The 19,910-nt window shown below is 36.7% G+C and carries 14 protein-coding genes; 11 read left to right on the top strand and 3 right to left on the bottom strand.

All coding sequences use genetic code 11. The annotated features are described in order from the left end of the window. Positions 1-57 precede the first annotated feature (57 nt). Positions 58-1,887 (bottom strand): M6 family metalloprotease domain-containing protein, encoded by a 1,830-nt coding sequence (locus CKJ95_RS08555; RefSeq protein WP_099352993.1) that lies wholly within the window; start codon positions 1,885-1,887, stop codon positions 58-60. 267 nt (positions 1,888-2,154) lie between these two features. Between CKJ95_RS08555 and CKJ95_RS08550 the strand changes: the two genes are divergently transcribed. From CKJ95_RS08550 to CKJ95_RS08525, 6 genes are all read left to right on the top strand, one after another. Further along, positions 2,155-3,036 carry an aminoglycoside 6-adenylyltransferase gene (locus tag CKJ95_RS08550; protein ID WP_099352992.1) on the top strand — a complete coding sequence of 294 codons (882 nt, stop codon included), beginning with the start codon at positions 2,155-2,157 and terminating at the stop codon, positions 3,034-3,036. Positions 3,037-3,059: 23 nt separating this feature from the next. Next, positions 3,060-3,764, top strand: coding sequence for a class I SAM-dependent methyltransferase (locus CKJ95_RS08545; RefSeq protein WP_099352991.1), 705 nt, complete (start codon positions 3,060-3,062; stop codon positions 3,762-3,764). A gap of 133 nt (positions 3,765-3,897) precedes the next feature. Then, the gene (locus tag CKJ95_RS08540; protein WP_099352990.1) at positions 3,898-6,270 is read left to right on the top strand and encodes a polyprenyl synthetase family protein; all 2,373 of its coding nucleotides are present in this window, start codon (positions 3,898-3,900) and stop codon (positions 6,268-6,270) included. Positions 6,271-6,430: 160 nt separating this feature from the next. After that, positions 6,431-6,877, top strand: a complete 447-nt coding sequence (locus tag CKJ95_RS08535; RefSeq protein ID WP_099352989.1) for a hypothetical protein — start codon at positions 6,431-6,433, stop codon at positions 6,875-6,877. 557 nt (positions 6,878-7,434) lie between these two features. Next, positions 7,435-8,190, top strand: coding sequence for a class I SAM-dependent methyltransferase (locus CKJ95_RS08530; protein ID WP_099352988.1), 756 nt, complete (start codon positions 7,435-7,437; stop codon positions 8,188-8,190). Between the two features lie 15 nt (positions 8,191-8,205). Further along, positions 8,206-8,595, top strand: coding sequence for a VOC family protein (locus CKJ95_RS08525; protein ID WP_099352987.1), 390 nt, complete (start codon positions 8,206-8,208; stop codon positions 8,593-8,595). 38 nt (positions 8,596-8,633) lie between these two features. On the opposite strand, the gene pepF is transcribed toward CKJ95_RS08525, so the two are convergent. Next, complete coding sequence (gene pepF, locus CKJ95_RS08520; RefSeq protein WP_099352986.1) at positions 8,634-10,448, bottom strand: oligoendopeptidase F; 1,815 nt, start codon at positions 10,446-10,448, stop codon at positions 8,634-8,636. A gap of 475 nt (positions 10,449-10,923) precedes the next feature. Between pepF and CKJ95_RS08515 the strand changes: the two genes are divergently transcribed. Next, complete coding sequence (locus CKJ95_RS08515) at positions 10,924-13,143, top strand: glycoside hydrolase family 3 protein (protein WP_099352985.1); 2,220 nt, start codon at positions 10,924-10,926, stop codon at positions 13,141-13,143. 80 nt (positions 13,144-13,223) lie between these two features. On the opposite strand, the gene corA is transcribed toward CKJ95_RS08515, so the two are convergent. Next, on the bottom strand, positions 13,224-14,174 hold the full coding sequence (gene corA, locus CKJ95_RS08510) for a magnesium/cobalt transporter CorA (protein WP_099352984.1): 951 nt from the start codon (positions 14,172-14,174) through the stop codon (positions 13,224-13,226). Positions 14,175-14,299: 125 nt separating this feature from the next. On the opposite strand from corA, the gene CKJ95_RS08505 reads away from it, so the two are divergent. The 4 genes from CKJ95_RS08505 to CKJ95_RS08490 all read left to right on the top strand — a co-directional run bounded on the left by CKJ95_RS08505 (position 14,300) and on the right by CKJ95_RS08490 (position 19,812). Next, entirely contained in the window at positions 14,300-15,634 is a 1,335-nt protein-coding gene (locus CKJ95_RS08505) for an MDR family MFS transporter (protein WP_099352983.1), read from the top strand. 117 nt (positions 15,635-15,751) lie between these two features. Continuing rightward, the gene (locus CKJ95_RS08500; protein WP_099352982.1) at positions 15,752-17,491 is read left to right on the top strand and encodes an ABC transporter ATP-binding protein; all 1,740 of its coding nucleotides are present in this window, start codon (positions 15,752-15,754) and stop codon (positions 17,489-17,491) included. After that, complete coding sequence (locus CKJ95_RS08495; protein WP_099352981.1) at positions 17,475-19,271, top strand: ABC transporter ATP-binding protein; 1,797 nt, start codon at positions 17,475-17,477, stop codon at positions 19,269-19,271. The genes CKJ95_RS08500 and CKJ95_RS08495 overlap by 17 nt, the downstream gene beginning before the upstream one ends. 94 nt (positions 19,272-19,365) lie before the next feature. Next, entirely contained in the window at positions 19,366-19,812 is a 447-nt protein-coding gene (locus CKJ95_RS08490; protein WP_099352980.1) for a YndM family protein, read from the top strand. Positions 19,813-19,910: the final 98 nt, after the last annotated feature.

The raw sequence follows: 19,910 nt of genomic DNA, 5'->3' as shown, positions 1-19,910 counted from the left end.
TGCTTGGTTCCACAAATTAGAAACCTGAGTCTAAAGTAGACTCAGGTTTCTTCATGGTTATTTTTTCTTACCTTCGTTTGTGCTGTAATAGAATTTAGCCGTAATCGAACTGTCTTCGTTTTCTACAATATCCGTCACATGGATTCCGGAATCAGCAGGTGTTGCACCATTTCCTTTCCAGAAGTAGTATGAACCCGTGTGAACATTGCCAGAAACCGGAGTGATTTTATTGCCCGTTTTGAAGAAGTCACCAGCATCTCCACGATTTACATATTTCTCAAGATCATATTTTCCATCTGCTTGCAGCACCGACAGTCCATAATGGGTTACAACTGTACCATCGCTTGCAGTCTGAGACTGGTTGTATTGGAATCTTTTATTCATCCAATTCGCGACGTTATTTGGACGGAAGCCGGCAGTTTGGTATAAATTGATGATATTTTCATCCACATGCCAAGCAACTAATCCATGTGCATCTTCGCCTTGACGGATTAAGCCTTGGTTAAAACCGCTTTGTTGAAAATTTTCGAATAAGAAATATTCTGTTCCGTTAGAACCTGGAACCTCCATTTTAACAATACCATTGCTATCCGTTGCTTGATCAATAGAAGGTAAAGTAATTTCTTGAACACCATCTTCTGGTTTAACGTCAATCGGATTCACCCAGCCTAAGAAAATCTTAGAGAATGGATCGAAATGGGTAGGAGAGTTACCGTTATATTCAAGTGCATCAGGGTAACGCATCCAAGAACCACCCGCCATCATTGAGTAGTTACCAACACCTTCTGAATTATATGCTGTATCATAGAAATCTGGTAATCCTAACGCGTGACCAAATTCATGTGCGTAAACACCAACCTGTGCAGGGTACGGGCCTGTAACAGATTCATCATCATATCCACCAGTTGCCGCATTAAACCCAGCTACGTTTCCACCAATAGCTGGTTGGATGTTGTAGTTGTTAACAGTTACACCATCATAGGTCATAGCTTCTTCTTCCGTTTTCGCAATCCATTCAGCTTGGCTCATGCCTTCATAGACATCAGCTGGTTTACCAGTTTCATAGTATTTGCCATAGTAAAGAGCACTTAATAGATTCCATTTATGGGACCAGAATTGAGCAGGGTCGCGGCTCCATTCCGCTCCAGTACCCTCGTGAACAATAAAAATATTTGGAACTTCTCCATTTTCGGCATATTTAGAAAAATCAATTTGATCATCAGCTGCCTTCAGAAGGTCCCGAACAAACTCACCTGTATGTGCATCACCATTTACGTTTCCAAGAACATACTTCCCATTTTCAGCATATGTTCCTTCTTGATCCAAGTAATAGGAGGCTCCTTTAGGTAGCTCCACCCATGCAAACTCAGTATTTTCATGTCTCATTATATTCGTTTTTCCATAACTTGATTCTTTATAGGCGTTTTGCATGGTGCGATCCTTAGGTACATTTGGACCATCGTACTGTTTAAAATAATCGAGTTCATACGGATTGTATTCGCTTCCAAAAATAAGATCCTCATAATACTCGGCTGGAACCTGGCCTTCAAGATCACCAATCGGTTCATCACCATCTTTGTACTTCGCAAGAATAACTAGGACTGGAATATCTCCTGTGGCTTCTTTGTAAGCTACATGATTATCACCTGGTTGTTGAAACTTCTTGCCGTGATTCGCGATTTTTTCAGCCGGGTTCACTTTTGACACATCAAATCCTAGCTCTTTTGCCTTGTCAGCTAGTTCTGGAGTCGCAGCAACATATTTCGCAAGACTTAAGTCATACTTGCTAGTTTCAACTGAAGGAGACTCATTTAGTTGATAACCTGTAAGCACCACACTTCCAGCTAAAGCAAGAGTTAGACCTGCTTTTGATAAGACTTTTAACAATAACATCACTCCTTTATGTATGATAGGGAAAATATAACAGAATATTCCGAAACTAGTAAGTATCAATCGTCCTATCTGACTACGTGACCTAATTCTCATTATTTTACAAATCGATCAATAGTCATGGTTCTCTGGGTATAAAGACTTGTGCTTTTTGAATTAGCAAACGTTTAACTACTATTCAAATTTTTATTGGATATATGCAGGTGATATTAAGGTGAAAATAGAAATAAGTATTACTGAAAGTCTATTTTCAAGGAGTTTTTTATGAGAAACGGACAAGTGATGATGGACCTAATCCTGAATATCGCAAAAGTAGACGAAAGAATTCGAGCTGTCTACATGAATGGTTCACGGACTAATCCGAATGTACCTAAAGATATTTTTCAAGATTACGATATTGTATATGTAGTTACGAATACTCAATCTTTTATAAAAGATGATAACTGGATTAACATGTTTGGTGAATTACTCATGTTACAGGAACCAGATAAAAATGACCAATTATGCGGCGCTAATCTAGATTTTAGTCGCTCTTATGGTTATTTAATGCTTTTTAAAGATGGAAATCGAATCGATCTTCACATCGAAACAAAAGAAAAAATGCTCGAAAATTATGGTAGTGATAAACTGACAGTACCTTTATTGGATAAAGACAATATCTTACCATCCATTCCTGCTCCAACAGATATTGATTATCAAGTCAAACAACCCACTGAAGCAATGTTTTTTAGTAGTTGTAATGATTTTTGGTGGTGTTTACAAAATGTTGCCAAAGGAATTTGGCGAGACGAGTTACCCTATGCTAAACAAATGTTTGAAGTAGTTATAAGGCAACGCTTGGATGAAATGGTCGAATGGTGGATTGGGTGCGATACTGATTTTCAGGTTTCTGTTGGGAAAATGGGGAAGTACTTTAAAAAATTTCTTCCTGAATCCTATTGGCTGCAGTACGAAAAAACATATTCAGACCATAACTATGAACACTTTTGGGATTCTATATTTATCACTTGTCATTTATTTAGAACGTTAGCAGTAGACGTTGCAGAAGAGCTATCGTTTACATATCCAATTGAAGATGATGAGAAAATGAGTGAGTATCTGATGCATGTGAGACATTTACCGTCGGGTGCCAAAGAAGTTTATTAAAATTGGAAAGGGGGTAATACCTTTTGTCAGAAACAATTTATGATTTTGAAGACGTATTGAAAATGTTAGATTCGTTACTGCGTGAGCCAACCCATTTTTGGGATACTTTTTATACTGACAGGGAAAAAAGCATACCCTTCTTTGTGAACTCTCCTGACGAAAACTTAGTTTCATACTTTGATAGAAAATTCTTCACTGGAGGCAGAGTTTTGGAATTAGGATGTGGGCCAGGTCGAAACGCAATGTACTTTGCAGCAAAGGGGTGTACCGTTGATGCTGTCGATTTATCAGAAGAATCTCTTAAGTGGGCCGAAGAACGTGCTGCTGAAAGTGAGTTACAAATAAACTACATTCATCAGAATATCTTTGATTTAGAGGTTGAGGAAGGTAGTTACGATATTGTATATGATTCAGGTTGCTTTCACCATATTGCTCCTCATCGAAGGATATCATATATAAATTTAGTGAAAAAGGCATTAAAACCAAATGGATTTTTTGGAATTACTTGCTTTGCCGAGGGCGGAGAATTTGGAGGGTCCGATATCTCCGACTGGGAGGTTTATCGACTACGGAGTCTAAAGGGGGGTTTAGGCTACACCGATCAAAGATTAAAGTCTATTTTTAGAGAGTTTAAAGATATTGAAATAAGAGAAATGAAGGTGGTTGAACAGCCAAATGAAGTCTTTGGTGTACCTGGATTATTAACCGCATTATTTCAAAAACAGTAAGGTTTCGGGGTTGAAAGATAAACCATTTGTGACGGTTAAAAAATATAATGATTAGAATAAATGAAATATTTTATGAATCCACCTAACGATCATACATATAAGGTAATGAACAAAAGTTGAGGTATCTATAAAAATGAATGTTGGATTAAGAGACAATGCCGAAAGATGTTATCAACTGGCTGAGAAGAAAGCCGCTCAATATTTTCAAGTACTATATAAAGATATCAATGACAAAAGTTATATTCCAACACTAACAAAAGACTTCAAAACTTGGAAGAATCATCATATTCATCCTTCGCCATTTTCTTTTCTGAAAGGGGCGAAAAGGCCATCCGATACAAAGGATTATTATAGTTATATAAGGTGGCTAAATTATACCGGAAAATTAAATCATTACCTAGACAGAAGTATTTCATATATATTTATGAGAGATATGGGAAAAGATCTTAAAGCGTCTAATACCCAATCAAGGATTGAGAACGTTGTTACTAGTTTGAAAGAACATTTGCTCATAACAGTATCCAAAGACAAAAATGAAGGAAAGGATATTTTTAGTACGACAGGGTTATACAGATGGGGACAAAAGGAAGGTATTGAATCGACTATTATTTGGTTATTAGAAAAATTAAAGAATGTGTCTATGAATATACCAGAAGGAATGGATGGAACCCATGCTCAGAGGAAATTACTCAAAATCATTGCGGGCGTCATCATTAATGAGATTGAGGAAATGAGGGAGGACCTCTCGCCAGAAGTTCGTTCTAATAAACTAGATACTGCCCTTCGACTAGGCTTTGCCTATGGTCTTACCTATCCATTTATCGATGACCTTTTGGATGCAAAGATATTGACTGACAAAGAACAACGGCAATATTCCGATATGATACGTACAACACTACTTACTGAAACTGTACCTGAGTCAGGGAAGTGGACAGGGAAAAATAAGAATTTACTAGAATTTGTACAATCGGAACTTTCAGAAGCCTTCCAGTACATTAAGAATCAGCAACCTGAAGAGAAGTTGCACTCATTTTTTGAACAATCCTATGTCTTTTTTAAATCACAAGAAATAGACCGTGACAAAGTTCTTTCAAATGCAACGTATACGAATGAAGATTTATATGTACCAATAATTATTAAATCATCCTCTTCACGTTTGATTGTTCGTTCTTTAATAAATGCGCCCGAAGATGATGGCCATGAAAAGCGGATTTTCTGTTATGGGATTTATAATCAACTTGCAGATGATTTTTCGGATATGTTTTCTGACCTGGAAGACAGAGCTGTAACCCCATATACGTATTATTTAACACATCACAAGAAGCGAACCGACTTAGTAAACCCATATGAATTATATTGGGCTGTCATTTCTTATCTGATCCATAACATATATAAATCTGATCCAAAAGCCTGTGAAATCATTTTAAATCGTGCAATTAATGGATTGAAACGATTTAAAAAGCGGGTAGGAAACAATGTCTATGAAGAAATAATGGAAACATTCACTTCGGGTAGTCCGGCCTTTAATCATGTAGTACAGAAAATGGTTCGAAAGGCAGAAGATGTCGATTTCTTTGATAAACTATTACGAGATCACATGGTTACGAACTTAAAAAATGAACAGAAAGAAAAAGAAGAATTTACTGAACTAGTTGAAGAGGTTCGCACAAAGATAAATAACCTTTTACACATCACTCACCATAACAATGATGTTTCAGCAGTAATAAACGCTGCAAATTATAGTCTAGACGGAGGCGGAAAAAGGCTGAGACCGATCGTAACTTGGATGATGGGTGTAAAAGAATATGGTTTAAAAGAAAGCACGATTGCTCCATTGCTGAAGTCATTAGAGTATATGCATACGGCATCTTTAATCTATGATGATCTTCCATCACAGGATAATGCATCCTTTCGACGTGGACAGGAAACGGTACATCAAGTATATAATACCGCCATTGCGGAATTAACTGGTCTCTTTCTGACTCAAAGGGCGACTTTCGAGCAAGCATCCCTGACTCAGTTTGATGCAGATGTGGTACTTAAGTTGATTCAATACTCAACCCAAAGTACAGAAGATATGTGCAAAGGGCAAGCGATGGATTTAAATTCTAAGGGCAAACAATTATCACTTGAAGAATTAAATCTTATGTGCCATTTAAAAACAGGTAAAGGCTTTGAGGCTGCTCTCATCATGCCTTCCATACTCTCAAAAGTGAACGAAAGAGAAATCGAGGCTTTAAAAAAGTTTGCTTATCACTCTGGTATTGCCTTTCAAATTAAAGATGATTTACTAGATGTTGAAGGTGCACCCGTATTACTTGGAAAAATGGTTGGAAAGGACGCCATTAACAATCAATCAACATTTGTCACCATCCTAGGTTTAGAGGGCGCTAAAAAAGAAATGTGGGAACATTACTGTAAGGCGATGGAAGTTTTGCAAGATCTTCAACTAAAAACTAGTTTCTTAAAACAAATATTAAATTATTTTGTACATAGAGACCACTAACATGTAAGCCTGCCTTTGGATACTATATGCGTATCAAAGACAGGTGTTTTTTAATTTTCCAAAGGTTCTAGGTAAAAGCACATTTTAGAGGTACAAGTTGAAAGGCGTAAGCCTATGGAATAGGATGCTAGTAGCCTATGAATAAGGAGTGTATAAAAAGATGTATTATTACGACCCAAACGGTCTACCACCATACCACACTGATTTAGAAAATTATTACGAATATGAAAGACAGATGGGATCATTCTTCCCGCCATTTGGCGGAGGTTCGATGGGACCACCATTCGGACCACCAAGCCAAGGACCTGGAGGTGGGCCACCATTCGGTACACCTGGCCAGGGACAGGGAGGAGGACCACCAACTGCACCACCACCATCGTTTGTTCCTTCGCAATCACAACAAGCTCAAGCATTTGCAGTCGATCCAGGAAGTATCAGAGGATGTCTGTTTAGATATACCTATGTATGGCTACGAGGCCCTGGACAATTCTGGTTCTACCCAACTTTTGTTGGCAGAAGATCCGTTTCAGGGTATAGATGGAATGGCTTTAGATGGTTGTACTTTGGTATCAGCTTAAGACAAATCCAATCGTTTACGTGTTTTTAAAGGGGCTCGAGTTCTTAGTAGTACAGTTACGGAGGAGAAGTATAATACAGAAAAAAGCTGTGTAATAAATCATGTATTTAAGAAACAAAAATAGTTTAATAGTTAGTACCCTTACTAGCAACTTGATGTTAGCTATTTACGTCCTGCAAGTAAGGGTGCTTTTGTTTTACTTAATATTTCTTAACAAACATTTTATACGATTTCGAAATATTTTTTACATTATTTGGAGTTTTCAAATGATTTTATACTGCCATTCTAAATATAAACATTCGTATTTCTGTTTTACGTATGTTTTTTTTGCTTTTTTACTTATAAATGATACGCAAATGGATTTTTATTACATATTTGATCCCTTTTGAAATCATTTCTACCTTTTTTTGGATTTTACGCATGGCTTCATACTACCAAATACAAAAAATGCATTCGCATTTCTTCTTTACGAATGTTTTTCATTGTATTTTTAATAATAAATGATGTACAAATGGATTTTTATTACATTTATAGAAAAGGATATTTCCATTTTTTATAGAATGTATGTTTTAGAGGAGGTAAAGGTTATGACAAATGACATTTTGATAAACAATAAAAAGAGCTGGGACATTGTAGCGCATCATTTTAATGGAAAGGATGCTCTTCCTAGTTATGGTCCGTTTACACAAACAGAGGATGAATTGGGACTGCTTGAGAATATATCACTTAGGAGAGTGCTTGATATTGGTTGCGGAAGTGGGCATTCATTAAAATACATGTCAGATAAAGGAGCAAGTGAAATTTGGGGAGTAGATTTGTCAGTATCTCAAATAGCAACTGCAAATGAAACACTAACAGGTTTGGATCCTCACTTATATTGTGCTCCAATGGAGAAGGATGTTGGCATACCGAAAGAATATTTTGATCTAGTTTATTCTGTTTATGCAATCGGTTGGTCTACAGATTTATCAGCAACTTTTAAATTAATCTATGACTATTTGCTATTTGGTGGTTATTTCCTATTTAGTTGGGATCATCCATTATATCCTCATTTAAAAAGTGAAAATGGCCGTATCTATCTAGAAGGATCATATCAAAGCGAAGGAACAGTTACATACAGTAACTTTAAAGGTGAAAATGCACCGATGGTCATTCCAACAAGAAAAATGAGCACGTATATAAATGAATTAATAAAAGCAGGTTTTACGATAGATCAGGTTATAGAAAGTGATATTTCATCGTCACTAACTTCAATTGAGGATGAGGTATCAGATCGCTATTATTCGTTATACAAAGCACGAAAATTTCCTACAACGATGATTATAAAAGCTCGTAAACTATAAAAGGATGTGGTAAAAATGAACAAAACGAACCAATCTCCAATCACAAACACAATGGGAGGGGTTTTCATTCACGTTACAGATTTAACAAAATCAGTTGAATGGTACAGTAAGATTTTAGGATTTGAACCAGATTTAAAAAGTGTTCAATCACCGGTTTATAACATTCCAATCAATGGAAGCACGGGTTTAACCTTAGATGACCATGCCTTTGACCCTGCTTTCATCCACAGTCCGTCGCCAAACCCGATCTTTAACTTTCTAGTTGACGACATTGATGTTGCCTATGATTTTATTAAATCAAATGATATCGAAATCGTTAGGGAAATTGAACGAGTGGGGGAGAACTTTGCCTGGTTTAATTTCAAAGACCCAGATGGAAACGTCATCATGGCTTGTATGTGTTAATACAAAAAATGCCCAGATAAGTTCTGGGCATTTCACTATTATTCGTAAAGTCCTTCTAATTCATCAATTAATTCGCCGACATAGGCAACTGCTTTGCGGATTGCATCTGGTTTAGACATATCGACACCAGCATTTTTCATTAGTTCTAGTGGCTTCATTGTACCACCAGCTTTTAATACTTCAATCCAACGATCAACTACAGGTTGACCTTCTTCTTTGATTAACTGTGCTACAGCAGTAGAAGCAGTTAATCCAGCAGAGTATGTATATGGATATAGTCCCATATAATAATGTGGCTGACGCATCCATGTTAAGCTTGCTGCATCATCAATTTCAACCGCATCTCCCCAGAAAGATTTTAAAACTTCACCTTTAATTGCACTTAAAGCAGGGGCTGTGATTGGCTTACCACTTTCAGCTAGTGCATAAACTCGACGTTGATATTCACCCTCAAGTAAATGAGTCACAAAGTTATGATAGTAAGTTCCAAGCAATTGAAGAATCACCCAACGCTTCATTCTCTTATCTTCTGTTTTCGATAATAGATGTTCAGCTAAAAGCAACTCATTCATAGTTGATGGTGCTTCGATAAAGTAAGTGGATGGGCGAGTATTGCCAACTCGTTGATGTCCATTTGCATAATAAAAATGACCGGCATGCCCAAGTTCATGAGCTAAAATAAATGCACCACGCATTGTATCCGTCCATGTGATTAAAATGTAAGGATGTGCACCATATGGACTTGAACAGAAGGCACCTGTTGATTTCCCAACGTTAGCAGGGAGGTCAACCCAACGCTCAGTAAGACCTTTTTCCATGATTGCACTATATTCAGGACCCATTACCTGCAAAGCTTCAAGAATGGTTTTTGAAGCTTCTTCATAGGTTGTTTTTGGATTGAAATCAGGATCCATTGGTGCTTTTAAATCACTAAAATGCATGTTGTCTAGGCCGAGAACGCGTTGTTTCAGTTTCGCAAATTTTCTCATATGTGGAGCAAGTTCAGTTTGAATAATATCTAATTGATTATTGTACATTTCAAGAGTAACCTGTTGTGGATGCAGGAGCATATGAGTAACAGATTCATAGTTACGTAATTTTGATAATGCCACTTGTTTTTTTACTTCTGTACCGTAGGCAGCCGCAAACGTATTTTGATATTTTTTCAATGTATCAGAAAAAGTATCAAATGCATTTCGTCTAATTGCCTGATTTTCAGAAAGCTCGTAGCGATCTTCGAATAAAGCAAAGGAAAGTGGCAGTTCATTGCCTTCCTCATCACTAAATGAAGGAAATGTCATATCAGTCGCTTTGCTTCGTTGATAAATCATATATGGTGCATCATGAACCTCACCAAGAGCAGCGAGCGCTTCTTCCGTTTCAGGTGAAAGGGTATGTGGCTTTTTATCCAAAATGACGCTTAAGTTATTCTGAAATACTTCTAATTCTTTTTCTTCTTGTATGTATTGTTCAATTGTTCCATCTGGTAATGCAAGTGTTTCAGACTCAATAAATGATAGTGCTGCACCAATTGCTGAAAAAATGGACGAAACTCTCGCTGCATTTCCTTGATTCTCAGGGTTGGTCGCATCCTCATTAAATCGTAGACTCGCATATGTACCTAGTAAAACCATACGCTTTTGAAGTTCTTCTTTTGCAAGTAAACAATCTAAGAATGTTTTTGCATCATTTCCTAATTGCCCTTTAAATTTTGTGACAGTTGATACATCAGCCTCAATAGAAGCTAATTCTTGTTCCCATGTTTCAACCGATTGAAACAAATCTTCTAGTTTCCAGGTTTGCTCAACAGGGACCTCAGCACGAGTTAATAATTTTTCTTTAACCTTTGTCATAAATTTACCCCCTAAAAATTATTTCGTTACTCTAAGTATTATTATATCTGAAAGGAGGGGGGATTAAATAGTATTTTCATAAAGTTTTTATGAAAAATTTAAATACATCTAATTATTTAGTCAAATCTATTACATTTTTACTATACCTACTAGAAATTATTACCACCGAAAGTCCCCCTATAAATAAGTAACTAAGACTCATGACGATTCACTTATTGGAATGGTAATATATTAGTAATTAATTTGTTTAGTAGTCTAATTAATTATTTATTTTCACAAAAATGGAAGCGTATTCTGAAAGCGTTAACTATATGTACATTCCAAAATTATTCCTTCTATATAACAATTCGATCAAGCAGGAAATGAACTAGAGAATAAATACAAAACCCACAAAAAACGATTTGGGTGGGTAGTATTTTTCTATAAATCACACTATTTTTATGTGAAAACTTACATTTATTAGGGAGGAAGAAAAATGGCATCAGTATCGAGGCAAATCAGAAAGTCTTCAAAATTAAGGAAGAAACTTTTAGCAAGTACACTTGCACTCTCACTTGTAGCGCCAACAATTGGTTTTGCAGATGAGCAGGGGTACACAGGCAATGAGGGAGAAGCTACTCCGTATGACGGCAGAGGTGCAATTACAACCTATAAAGTTGAAAAAGCTGAAGGTCAACCAGAAATTGAAGTAGCAACTCAAGATAGAATTTTAAAAATTAGCGACAAGTATTTTAGAGATGCAAATGGAGATCAAAGCTTAGATGTCTACGAAGACTGGAGAAAGCCAGTTTCGGAACGTGTAGCTGATTTAATTAGTCAAATGAGTCTTGAGCAAAAGGCTGGATTGATGTATATCGCTACACACACTCCAGAAGCAGATCCAGCAGATGGAACTTTTGTAACACCTGAAAACAGTAAAATTGTTACTGATAAAAAATTGCGCCATGTTATTTATCGTTTGTCTCAAAACTTAGGAGATATTGCAAATTATAATAACCAAATGCAAAAATTAGCAGAAGATCTTGAGTTAGGGATTCCAGTTGTTATCACTTCAAATCCTAGAAACTCTGCATCAACGGATTATACAAATATCACCAATGCTCAAGATCAACACACATTCTGGCCTGGAACCTTAGGTTTAGCTGCAGCGAGAGATGTAGAAGCTGTTGGTGAATTCGCCGATATTGCCCGTCAAGAATGGCGAGCAGCAGGTATTCGCAAAGTGTATGGATATATGGCCGATGTTGCCACTGATCCACTATGGGCAAGAATTGAAGAAACATTCGGGGAAGATCCAAAAGTTGTTGGAGATATGAACTATGAAATTATTAGAGGATTCCAAGGTGAAGAACTAGGAAAAGACAGTGTAGCGATAACAGTAAAACATTTCCCTGGTGGCGGAGCTCGTGATGATGGACAAGATCCTCACTTCGAAAACGGTAGCTTTAACATTTATCCGACAGAGGGAAGTATGGAAAAGTATCACATTCCTCCGTTCCAAAGAGCGATTGAAGCAGGAGTTTCATCTGTAATGCCTTATTATGCATATCCAAGTAATGATAGTGCTGACCAGGGGTTACCACCATATGTAAATCAAGAGGATCAGCAATTTGAAGAAGTGGGTATGACATTAAATGAAGGGATAATCCGTTACTTACGTGAAGGACTTGGTTTCAAAGGTTATGTTAACTCTGACTCAGGTGCAGTAGCAGGTAGTGCATGGGGATACAATGATAAAACAGCAGCCGAAAAAGTTGCAAAAGCTGTAAATGCTGGTACAAACATTATCTCAGGGAGTGCAACACCAGAGTACTTAATCGAGGCAGTTAACAAAGGCCTTCTAGACATTGAAAAAGTAGACGAATCATTAACTTATACTCTTTCTGAAATGATGACATTAGGACTGTTTGAAGATCCTTATGTAAATCCTGAAGATGCGGTTGCTTTGGCAAACGATGAAGAACATAGAGCATTAGCTTATGAAGCACATCAAAAATCAGTTGTTCTAATGCGTAATGATAAGGTGAAAGGTGAAAAACTATTACCGTTAACAGAAGAGAAATTAGAAAATGTTAAGCTTTATGTTGAAGGATTTGTTGGAGTTGCAGCACCTAGAAGTAATGATGATCCTGAACAGTATGTGATTGAGGAATCTAAAAAGCAATCTGAAGGGTTTACTGCAGATTTAAAACATACACTTAACGAAAAATTCCCTAATATTGAAATAGTTGATAGTGTTGAGGAAGCAACACATGCATATGTATATGTGAAACCAACTCAATCGAACTGGGATAATAACCCACGAATTACGGTTGGTCCAGAAACTGGAATATCTGATGTAGACCGAATTGTTGAGATCCAAAAAGCGGTTCCAACGATTACTGCTGTAAACTTTACGAACCAATGGCTAATAAATAAGCTTGAACCAAAAGCAGCTGCATTTATTGGTACTTTCGGTACACAACAAGAAGCAGTATTTGATGTAATCACAGGAGAATTCAATCCGGTTGGTAAACTACCATTCGCTATACCAGCTAACGCGAAAGCCTTAGAGCGAGAAGTAGGAGACGTTCCAAGCTTTGCACCTGAAGAATATAAGCACTTCACTTATAAGACAAAAGCGGGTGTCAAATACGAATACGGATTTGGACTATCTTACGAACAAGAGAAATCTAATAATGGTAAAAAGAAATAATTAAAAGAAAGCCGACCGAAATTTATGTTTGGTCGGCTCTAACGCATTCTTCCTTATCCGAAAGCGTCCGTACCAAAACCTCACCGAAACCAACCTTTTTTCTTAAACCACAAAAACATACCAATTCCAATTACAATCATAATTGCTTGAATTACGAAATACCCATATCTATATGTAAGTTCAGGCATATGATTAAAATTCATACCATAGATGCCGGCAATAAACGTTAGTGGCATGAAGATTGTCGTTATAACAGTTAAGATTCGCATCACTTTATTGGTTTGATGCGAATTTAGCGACAAATAGCTATCACGAATATCCGCAGTAAGCTCCCGGCTCGCATCAATTTTTTCAGTTAGACGTAAAAGGTGATCATGGATATCATGAAAATACTCAATTCGATGCTGCAATAGGTCAAGGCGATGTGAATTAATAATTCGATATACCAAATCCCGCATCGGTATCACCGTATGCCTTAAGGTAAGTAAATTATGACGCGTATCAAAAAGTTCATCAAGTAGCTCTTCCATCGATTTTTCATTAGAATTGTCTTCAATTTCATTTAAGGTATCTTCCAGTTGATACACAACTGGAAAATAATTATCAACTAGCTTATCAATGATATGATACAACACAAGGGAAGGATCCCAGTTCTCAATCGTTTCAGTAACCATTAAGCGATTCCACACATCATTTATTTCACCTAATTCTGATAAATGAAAGGTCACTATATATCCTTCACCTAGAAACATATTGATTTCTTCTTTTTCCAGTGTAAATCGATGAAGACTGTGTGAAACAAAGAACGTATTTTTTTCATAAAAATCTAATTTAGGTCGTTGCAACACATGAATGCAGTCTTCAATAGCTAGTGGGTGAAATTGAAGTGTTTTTGATAATTCTTCAATTTCCATTTCAGTCGGTCGGTTAAAATCTATCCAATACCATTTACAATCTGTATTTTTTATTTCTGTAATCGGGATATCTGTCAGACGTTCATTTTGATGACTAATTGCAAGAATGCGAATCATTAAATAACCTCATTTTTATTGATAAAATCAAGTCCATAAAGTATTTTTTTGAAAAAACATATATCTTATTTTTTCCAATATCTGTAGTATAATGGAGTAATTCAAGGCAAAAAGGGGAAGACATTATGAAATCAAAACCATTTGTGTTAGTAAGTATTGTACTTGCGATGCTTATCAGTGCTATGGATACGACAATCCTCCAAACAACTGCCCCTACGATTGCAGAAACGCTAGGTGGATATAAGTTTTATGGGTGGATGTTTGCCATATATGTTTTATTTTCTACTGTTTCCTTACCAATATTCGGGAAACTTGCCGATATTTATGGAAGGAAAAAAATATTTAGTATTTCTATCATTCTATTTACAATCGGATCATTACTTTGTGGATTAGCAGACTCAATGATAGAACTAATTGTGTATCGTGGAATTCAGGGCTTAGGCGCTGGTGGAGTAGCACCTTTAACCATGATCATTGCCGGTGACCTTTATTCGATCGAAAAACGCGGAAAAATTCAGGGATTCTTCTCAGCCATGTGGGGAGTTGCTGCTGTCATTGCACCGCTTATCGGGGGCTATTTCGTCGAGACACTTTCATGGCGGTGGATATTTTTTATTAATATACCAATTGGAATCATTGTTCTTTTATGTTTAATTCCATACAAAGAAAGCATTACTAAGGATAAAAATCCACTTAATTATCTTAGTGCACTTCTTTTTACAGGAAGTATGCTTGCGTTTTTAATGAACACCATTACAACTAAAAATCTTATAATCTACAATATAATTGGGATCCTCTTTTTAATTGCATTTATTTACGCCGAGAAAAAATCAGATAAACGATTCATCCCAATTGAAATATTGAAGAATAAGAATATTTCATGGTTGAATATTAATGGTTTTTTAATCTTTTTAAGTATTTTTGCGTTTTCCAACTATGTTCCGTTGTATATGCAGGAAGTTCAAGGGATTTCAATAACAGTAAGTGGACTCGTTCTATTCGGTATGAGTGTTGCCTGGATGCTTGCATCTATTCCTTCAGGAAACCTAATCTTAAAATATGGATATCGAAAAACAATCTTTTTAGGAAACGGACTGCTCATCCTATCAGCAATTCTTGCATTTTTCATGAATAAAGACACAAGTTTCTGGTATATCTTTACGATTTTAACGATCCAAGGCTTTGCATTCGGTATAGTCGTTACAATTGGGACAATTGGGTCACAGGAATTGGCAGAAGCTCATCAAAAGGGAACGTCAACAAGTCTTCAATTCTTTGCAAGAAACATTGGAACTACATTTGGGGCAAGTATCATGGGAATGCTTATTACAAGTCAGGTTGATGTAGGAAAGGGAATGCATCATTTAATTCTGTATATGTTAATAATGGTCATACTTGCAACTGCTATAAGTTTCTTCGTCAGCCTAAAATTATATTCTCACAAACTACAAAACCCATAAAACATCAAAAGCGGATGCTTTTGGTGTTTTTTTTCTATAATAATAATGGATTATATTGTATGATTAAAATAATTCGGAATTTGAAATAATTGTTTGGTACATATTTTGGAGGCCCTTATGTTTAGAATACTTTCTTATTTGAAACCCTATCGACTAGCCATTTCAGTTGCTCTAGTTTTGACTTTTGTTGAACTCACGGTGGAACTCTTGCAACCGCTTTTAATCGCAAAAGTGATCGATGATGGTATATTACAAAATGATCTTTCTGTTGTGATGAAGTGGGGAGGAATTATGGTTGGAATCTCACTACTTGCTTTTATATCAGGTATTACAAATTCCTTTTTTGCATCACATGCCAGTCAAAGTTTTGCTTTTGACATTCGGAAAGAATTGTTTGGGAAAATTCAATCCTTCTCCTTCGCAAATCTTCAAAAATTTGATACAGCGACATTAATCACGAGAATGACCAATGATGTCACCCAGTTACAAAATACTGTATTTATGAGTCTGCGTATCGCCATACGGGCACCAATGCTCATCATTTTTGGAATGGTTATGGCTTTCCTCGTTAACGCCAAGCTTGCGATGATGCTCATTATTACGACTCCTTTTTTAATTTTATTTCTTATTTTTGTCATGACAAAAGCGAGAAGGCTTTTTCAATCTGTTCAACAGAAACTAGATACCGTCAATGGAGTGATGAGGGAAAATCTATCGGGGATGCGACTTATCAAAGCTTTTGTACGATGGAAACATGAAACCTCCCGTTTCTTACATGCCAATGAAGACTTAAAGGAACGTACGATAAAATCGCTTCGCCTTATCGAATTGACAATGCCGGTACTTTTACTTTTGATGAACGCTAGCATCATTGTGATTCTATGGTTTGGGAGTATTGATGTGAGTAATGGAAATGTTCAAGTAGGTGAAGTTGTTGCGGTAATCAATTATACGACAAGGATTACGGGTGCACTTGGTGTTTTTTCATGGATTATCATGCATTTTTCACGGGCAAAAGCTTCATCAGAACGTGTCATTGATGTATTAGATACTGAGGTTGACTTAATAGAATCAACAATGAATGTCAAAAGTATTAAAAACCCGGAAGGCAGCATTGAATTTTCTCATGTTGATTTCAAGTATCCTGGAACAAACGTGAAGGTTTTACATGATATTTCTTTCTTAATAAAGCCAGGTGAAACGGTCTCAATCCTTGGTGCAACCGGTTCAGGGAAGACATCCTTATTTCAATTAATTCCACGATTATATGATGTTATTCATGGAAGTGTTGTGATTGACGGGATGGATGTGAAAAATCGAAAACTTGATGAATTGAGAAAACAAATTGGCTATGTTCCACAAGAGGCATTGTTGTTCACTGGAACAATCAAGGAGAACATACTCTGGGGTAAACAGGATGCGACGATGGAAGAAATCATAGATGCTGCAAAGGCAGCCCAAATTCATGAAACCATTGAAAAACTTCCATTACAATACGATACCATCATTGGTCAAAAAGGGGTTAACCTATCAGGTGGCCAAAAACAGCGAATTTCCATAGCGAGAGCACTTGTTCGCAACCCTAAAATTCTACTATTAGACGATAGTACAAGTGCATTAGATTTAAGAACAGAAGCCCAATTATTAACGGCATTGAAAGAATACACCTGTACAACATTGATCATTACTTCCAAGATTTACACAGCCATGGCAACTGATACGATTTTACTGATGGAAGATGGAAAATTACTTGCCACTGGACACCATGAAGAGCTTTTACAAACCTCATCTTTTTATCAAAAGGTCTATGAAACACAGTTCGGAAAGGGGGGACAAGCTCATGTCAACGCGAATTAATCGCCCTAAACAAAAAGATGGGAGTAAGCCACAACAGGCTAAGGACAAAATTGGTACCGTCAAAAGAATTTGGTCCTATTTGGCGGTCAATCACAAATTATTACTCGCTGTCCTAGCTATGGTAGTAGCGAGTTCAGGGCTTGGTCTCCTAGGGCCGTACTTGTTAGGAAGAGGTATTGATGAATATATCGTAACAAAAGACAATTATGGAATCCTCATTTTACTACTTAGTTTAGGAATTGTGTATATTCTGCATTCCATTTCGTTGTGGTATCAAAACTATTGGATGGTAGGGATTGCTCAAAATACCGTCTTTTCTATGAGAACTGAACTTTTCGAACAGTTACATCGGTTACCGATTCACTATTTTGATAAACGCCAACATGGGGAACTTATGAGCCGAATTACAAATGACATTGAAAATGTAAGCTCGACGTTGAATACGTCTGTCATTCAAATCTTTTCTAGTTTACTTACATTAGTTGGTACTGTAGCGATAATGGTCTGGCTTAGCCCCCTGTTAACTTTGATTACGATGATGATCATCCCTATCATGTTTATCGGGATTAAATGGATCACAAAACGAACAGGGAAGCTATTTAAGGAACAGCAACGTTATTTAGGAGAACTGAACGGTTATATCGAGGAAACGATTTCTGGTCAAAGAATTGTAAAGACCTTTTCACAAGAAGAAAAAGTGATCAATGAATTCTTAGAAAAAGGTGAAAAACTAAAGAAAGCAGGCTATTATGCCCAAGCTTATTCAGGTTTTATCCCTAAACTTATGAACGTCTTAAATAACCTAAGCTTTGCAATCATTGCAGGAATTGGTGGGATACTTGCTTTAAATGGACATATCACCATCGGAACGATTGTCATTTTTGCAGAGTATTCGAGACAATTTACCCGCCCACTGAATGACTTAGCCAATCAATTCAATACATTGCTATCCGCAATTGCAGGTGCTGAACGTGTATTTGATATTTTAGATGAGGAAGTAGAGGCTAAGGACGAAACAAATGCGAAAAAAATGAATGAAATTCATGGCAATGTCGAATTCAACCATGTCTCTTTCGCCTATAACAAGAGTGGCAATACAATTAAAGATGTATCATTTGAAGTAAAGGCAGGAGAATCGGTTGCTTTTGTCGGCCCAACGGGTGCTGGGAAAACAACGATCATAAATTTATTGTCTAGATTTTACGAACCGGACGAAGGTTCAATAAGAATTGATGGTGTTAAAGCCTCCTCCATTACAAGGGAAAGCCTTCGTCAAAATATGGGCTTTGTACTTCAGGATGTTTATCTGTTCCAAGCCTCTATCATGGAAAATATTCGTTATGGGAAACTAGATGCAACAGACGAAGAGGTGATAGAAGCTGCAAAATTGGCAAATGCACACTCGTTTATCATGAAACTTCCAAAACAATTTAACACGATTCTAAACCAAGATGGTAGTGGCATTAGTCAAGGACAGAAGCAGCTACTTTCGATCGCAAGAGCCATTCTTGCAAGTCCGTCTATTCTTATCCTTGATGAAGCAACAAGTAGCATTGATACTGTCACAGAAATGAAAATTCAAGAAGCACTACAACGGTTAATGAAGGGAAAGACGAGCTTTATCATTGCCCACCGCTTAAATACGATCGAAAAAGCAGACCAAATTATTGTTTTGAAAGACGGAGAAATTATCGAAAAAGGAGATCAACTCTCTCTTTTACAGCAAAAAGGGTATTATCACAACCTCTATCATAGTCAATTAGAGAACCAAGTTATCTAACTCCACATGTTCACTGACCAAAAATTACCTTTTATATTCTACAGGGCATCATCAAAAGATAAACCTAAATAAGAATTAAGGGTGATGTAAAAACATGAGGCACTTTAAGGCTTTAGGAATCAAGTTTATCGTGATATCAATTGTACTCTTGTCCCTTTTTGGAATTTTTAGAGGCGCTTCCTTTGGAGAGATTCTACTCATGAGTATACTTGTTACGGGTCTTGCATACGTTGTTGGAGATTTATTTACGTTACCGAGGGCTGGGAATACCGTTGCTACGATCGCAGATTTCGGCTTATCTTTTTTTACCATTTGGATATTAAGTTACATGTTAATGGACAATAATTCAGGCTTAATCACAGCTTCTCTAGTCGCAGCCGGTGCAATTGCTCTCAGTGAAGTCCTGTTCCATGCTTATATGCAGAATAAGGTACTTGAAGGAGAGCCACAAGTAGAAAATAGACCGCAATATAGACCAACTTTTCAAACTGAGTTTGCTGAAGAATATGATGAAGAAACAAAGGATCTAAAAAAGAAATAAACGTATTTCATGACTAAATCAAAACTGATTTAGTCTTTTTTTATTGTTCTAGAAAGGAGGATTCGCACGATTTATGTTGAAATAGTGAGAGAAGGAAA

This window comes from Fredinandcohnia onubensis, assembly GCF_002734285.1.
GTDB classification, from domain to species: domain Bacteria; phylum Bacillota; class Bacilli; order Bacillales; family Bacillaceae_L; genus Ferdinandcohnia; species Ferdinandcohnia onubensis_A.
This window is presented reverse-complemented; position numbering and strand designations above follow the sequence as displayed.

What these genes read in the sequence shown, in the direction of transcription:
- CKJ95_RS08505 (WP_099352983.1), top strand. Translation starts at nt 14,300, where the DNA reads ATGAAATCAAAACCATTTGTGTTAGTAAGTATTGTACTTGCGATGCTT.
- CKJ95_RS08500 (WP_099352982.1), top strand. Translation starts at nt 15,752, where the DNA reads ATGTTTAGAATACTTTCTTATTTGAAACCCTATCGACTAGCCATTTCA.
- CKJ95_RS08535 (WP_099352989.1), top strand. Translation starts at nt 6,431, where the DNA reads ATGTATTATTACGACCCAAACGGTCTACCACCATACCACACTGATTTA.
- corA (WP_099352984.1), bottom strand. Translation starts at nt 14,174, where the DNA reads ATGATTCGCATTCTTGCAATTAGTCATCAAAATGAACGTCTGACAGAT.
- CKJ95_RS08490 (WP_099352980.1), top strand. Translation starts at nt 19,366, where the DNA reads ATGAGGCACTTTAAGGCTTTAGGAATCAAGTTTATCGTGATATCAATT.
- CKJ95_RS08530 (WP_099352988.1), top strand. Translation starts at nt 7,435, where the DNA reads ATGACAAATGACATTTTGATAAACAATAAAAAGAGCTGGGACATTGTA.
- CKJ95_RS08515 (WP_099352985.1), top strand. Translation starts at nt 10,924, where the DNA reads ATGGCATCAGTATCGAGGCAAATCAGAAAGTCTTCAAAATTAAGGAAG.
- CKJ95_RS08550 (WP_099352992.1), top strand. Translation starts at nt 2,155, where the DNA reads ATGAGAAACGGACAAGTGATGATGGACCTAATCCTGAATATCGCAAAA.
- CKJ95_RS08525 (WP_099352987.1), top strand. Translation starts at nt 8,206, where the DNA reads ATGAACAAAACGAACCAATCTCCAATCACAAACACAATGGGAGGGGTT.
- CKJ95_RS08495 (WP_099352981.1), top strand. Translation starts at nt 17,475, where the DNA reads ATGTCAACGCGAATTAATCGCCCTAAACAAAAAGATGGGAGTAAGCCA.
- CKJ95_RS08540 (WP_099352990.1), top strand. Translation starts at nt 3,898, where the DNA reads ATGAATGTTGGATTAAGAGACAATGCCGAAAGATGTTATCAACTGGCT.
- pepF (WP_099352986.1), bottom strand. Translation starts at nt 10,448, where the DNA reads ATGACAAAGGTTAAAGAAAAATTATTAACTCGTGCTGAGGTCCCTGTT.